We start from the raw sequence: 3,395 nt of genomic DNA, 5'->3' as shown, positions 1-3,395 counted from the left end.
CTTCTTTTCGGGAAGCATGGGGTCGGCACCGGGACGGCGCGACGCGCCGCCACCGGCATTGCTGGCGCGTTTGGCGCGGGCGCGCTCGCCGATCGCGGCGTCGTCGTCCTTGCTGTAGAAGCGGCCACTGTCCTCGGCGAGGCGGTCCTGCTTGCTTTTACGAGAGAACAAGCCCATGCGGTGTCACGTCAATGAAGAGAGGATTTACGGGCTGCCATCACGCCAGCCACGGTATAGAACGAGCCAAAGACCACTATTCTATCATCCTGTCCGGCCCGGCTTGTTGCATCTGCGAATGCATCGGCCGGATTCGCGAACGTTTTGACCGAGAATTCGTCGTCTTTCGCACCACTCGGCTTCAATGCCTGCAGCTTCTCGGCCAGCACGGCCGGGTCCGCCGACCGGGGCGACGGCAGCGCCGTCACGCACCAGTGGTCGATGTTCGGCGCGAGATGGGCGACGACAGCATCGATGTCCTTGTCCTGCATGATGCCGAACACGGCGTACGTGAACCGGTGGAATCCCATGTTGCCCAGGTTCTGGGCGAGCGTCGCGGCCGCGTGCGGGTTATGCGCGACGTCGAGGACCGTCGTCGGACGGCCCGCCAGCACCTGGAAGCGGCCCGGCAATTCGACCATCGCGAGGCCCGCGCGCGTTTCCTGAGCGCCGACCGGCAGCACGTTGCGCAACGCTTCCAGCGCGGCCAGCGCGGCCGATGCGTTCAGCAGCTGGTTGGCACCGCGCAGCGCCGGATACGCGAGCGAATTGCGGCGCTGCGTGCGGCCGCCGTAGGCCCACTGCTGCTTGTCGCCCTGGTAGTTGAAATCGCGGCCCAGCAGCCACAGGTCGGCACCGATGTCTTCCGCATGCTTGATCAGCGCTTGCGGCGGCTGCGGATCGCTGCAGATCGCGGGCTTCCCGGGACGGAAGATGCCGGCCTTCTCGAAGCCGATCTCTTCGCGCGTGTCGCCCAGATAATCCTTGTGGTCGATGTCGATGCTCGTGACGATGGACACGTCCGCATCGATCACGTTCACGGCATCGAGGCGGCCGCCGAGGCCCACTTCCAGGATCGCCACGTCGACGCCGGACGTCGACAGCAGGTGCATGATCGCGAGCGTCGTGAACTCGAAGTACGTGAGGTCGATGTCGCCGCGGCGCGCTTCGACGTCGTTGAAGGCGGCGATGAGCTTGTCGTCGCTGGCCATTTCGCCGTTGATGCGGGCGCGCTCGTTGAAGTCGAGGAAGTGCGGCTTGATGTACAGGCCGACCTTGTAGCCGCTCTGCAGCAGGATGGCTTCCAGCATGGCGCAGGTCGAGCCCTTGCCGTTGGTGCCCGCGACCATGATCACGGGGCAGGAAAAGGCGAGGCTCATGCGCTCCTTGACGGTGCGCACACGGTCCAGGCCCATGTCGATGTGGGTTTCGGCATGGCGCGACTCGAGCAGCGCCAGCCAGTCGGGCAAGGTAGTCGGCAGGTTAGGCATGGGATGGCTTCCGGAATGCGCGCGGCCGGCTGCTTTGCACAAGCAGCCGGCCGCGCGGTGACAGCGAATCAAGCGATGACGTCGGCCGGCTGGCTTTGCAGCAGGGCGAGCAGCTGCGCGATTTCTTCGCGCATCTTGCGGCGGTCGACGATCATGTCGATGGCACCTTTTTGCAGCAGGAACTCGGAACGCTGGAAGCCTTCCGGCAGTTTTTCGCGCACCGTGTTCTCGATCACGCGCGGGCCGGCAAAACCGATCAGCGCCTTCGGTTCGGCGATGACGACGTCGCCCATGAACGCGAACGAAGCGGACACGCCGCCCGTCGTCGGGTCGGTCAGCACGCTGATGAACGGCAGTTTTTTCTCGGCCAGCTTGGTCAGCATCGAGGTGGTCTTGGCCATCTGCATCAGCGACAGCAAGCCTTCCTGCATGCGCGCGCCGCCGCTGGCGGTAATGCAGATGAACGGCACTTTCTGCTCGAGCGCCACCTGGGCGCCGCGCACGAAGCGCTCGCCGTTCACGGAACCCATCGTGCCGGCCATGAATTCGTAGGCGAAACAGGCGACCACGACCGGCAGGCTCATGATCGAACCGCCCTGCACGACCATCGAATCGGTCTCGCCGGTGGCTTCCATCGCGTCCTTCAGACGGTCAGGATATTTCTTGCTGTCTTTGAACTTGAGGGTATCGACCGGCAGCACGTCCTGGCCGATCTCGTAGCGGCCGCCCTCGTCGAGCAGCGCGTCGAGGCGCTCGCGGGCGCGGATGCGCATGTGGTGGCTGCATTTCGGGCAGACATGCAGGTTCGACTCCAGGTCGGCGCGGTACAGGACCGACTCGCACGACGGGCACTTGACCCACAGGCCTTCGGGCATGGTCTGGCGCTTGGCGGCATCGGAGCGCTGGATCCGGGGGGGCAGCAGCTTTTCCAACCAACTCATGTTCTCTCCTTTGCGGCAATTCTGGAATTGGGCGTAGTGTAGCCGTTCGCATCAGGCTTGTCGAATTCTTGCCGTTAATTACTTGCCTTCTTAATAAAGTTGCGCTAGCAGAAATGAGAACCGGGGCGCTTGGCCCCGGTAATATCGCGCACGATCCCGGCGTCAGCGCACTGCGGCCTCGCCGACCTCCGCCGTCGTGAATTCGAAACCACCGATGCGGGCTGCGACCAGGTTGTAGATCCACGCACCGAACGCAGCGCCGATGAAGGCGCCGATCGCGTAGGCCACCGGCATCATGATCAGCATGGCGATGCTGGCGCCCGCGGGCATGAACGATGACATGAACAACCCGGCCAGTACGACGACGGGGATGGCGGTGACGAGATAGACAACGGCCATGACCTTGGCCGACTGCATGACGGAAACCTGCACGATTTGTTTTTTCATGATGGATGCCGGGTTGAGTGGAAGAAAACTGCACTTCCACTCTATCGCTCCATTTCCACCAAGAAAATCGACCGCATCAAACGACACCGAGGTCAGCCCCCGAATTTGGGCAATAAACACCGGGGCATGCCCGGTTCGTGTCGTGCTGCGGATGAATCAGCGGGCGTCCAGCGCTTCCCGGATCCCGGCGACGAAGGCGCGCACGGCCGCAGGGCCCTGCGCTTTCGGCGTGTTTTCCAGTTCCTGGATGATGCGGCTGCCGATGACGACCGCGTCGGCGACGCTGGCCACCGATTTCGCCGTCTGCGCGTCGCGGATGCCGAAGCCCACGCCGATCGGCAGCTTGACGTGCTCGCGGATCGCGGCCACGCGCTTGGCCACGTCGGCCGTGTCGATGCCGCCGGCACCCGTCACGCCCTTCAGCGACACGTAGTAGCTGAAGCCGCTGCCGTGGCGCGCCACCTGCTTCACGCGTTCCGTGGTCGACGTCGGCGCGAGCAGGAAAATCATGTCGAGGCCG

At 64.1% G+C, this 3,395-nt stretch carries 4 protein-coding genes; all 4 read right to left on the bottom strand.

Going from position 1 to position 3,395, the window contains the following annotated elements; translation table 11 throughout:
* Window positions 1-188: 188 nt before the first annotated feature.
* The gene (folC, locus tag ACEN88_RS27275; protein ID WP_413344701.1) at window positions 189-1,487 is read right to left on the bottom strand and encodes a bifunctional tetrahydrofolate synthase/dihydrofolate synthase; all 1,299 of its coding nucleotides are present in this window, start codon (window positions 1,485-1,487) and stop codon (window positions 189-191) included.
* Window positions 1,488-1,555: 68 nt separating this feature from the next.
* On the bottom strand, window positions 1,556-2,428 hold the full coding sequence (gene accD / locus ACEN88_RS27270) for an acetyl-CoA carboxylase, carboxyltransferase subunit beta (RefSeq protein ID WP_056136719.1): 873 nt from the start codon (window positions 2,426-2,428) through the stop codon (window positions 1,556-1,558).
* A gap of 162 nt (window positions 2,429-2,590) precedes the next feature.
* Window positions 2,591-2,875, bottom strand: coding sequence for a hypothetical protein (locus tag ACEN88_RS27265; protein ID WP_413344699.1), 285 nt, complete (start codon window positions 2,873-2,875; stop codon window positions 2,591-2,593).
* Window positions 2,876-3,031: 156 nt separating this feature from the next.
* Window positions 3,032-3,395 (bottom strand): tryptophan synthase subunit alpha (locus ACEN88_RS27260; protein ID WP_413344697.1); only part of this gene is annotated, 364 nt, incomplete at its 5' end.

This window comes from Massilia sp. CT11-108, assembly GCF_047302915.1.
Taxonomy (GTDB): Bacteria; Pseudomonadota; Gammaproteobacteria; order Burkholderiales; family Burkholderiaceae_D; genus Telluria; species Telluria orientalis.
Note: the sequence above shows the minus strand (reverse complement) of the source record. Positions and strands in the feature narration are given on the sequence as shown.